Here is a 370-nt window from a genome sequence, read left to right as displayed (position 1 = left end):
CTGCACCATCCGGTTTTTCGGGCTCTCGCGCGGGCGCATCGAACGGTCGACATCCCGAACCGTTTGTGGACCTGTCCCGGTCCTCAGGTCGCGGAGGTGGTGGCGCGCCTCGCCGAGACAGCGAATACGCAGGCGCCTCAGCCATGAACGCGCCGGTCACCTCGCTCCGTCCAACGGCCTCCGGTCGCCATGGTATGCCGCGCGCCCGGCGAACCGTCATCGCCGTCCTCGGGCTCACCACTCTCGCGCTGACGCTCGCCTCCATCGCCATCGGCTACGCGCCCTTCGACGTGCCCGCCGCCTTCGCGGACCTCGTCGCCGGTCGCACGACGCTGCCGGCCCTGGTCCTGTGGGAGCTTCGCATCCCGCG

General features: G+C 70.8%; 1 pseudogene. It reads left to right on the top strand.

The annotated features are described in order from the left end of the window. Window positions 1-147: pseudogene (locus ACTJK8_RS32420) on the top strand (ABC transporter substrate-binding protein); the annotation flags it as partial. Window positions 148-370 lie beyond the last annotated feature (223 nt).

This window comes from Methylobacterium sp. 22177, from assembly GCF_052045615.1.
GTDB classification, from domain to species: Bacteria; Pseudomonadota; Alphaproteobacteria; order Rhizobiales; family Beijerinckiaceae; genus Methylobacterium; species Methylobacterium radiotolerans.
This window is presented reverse-complemented; position numbering and strand designations above follow the sequence as displayed.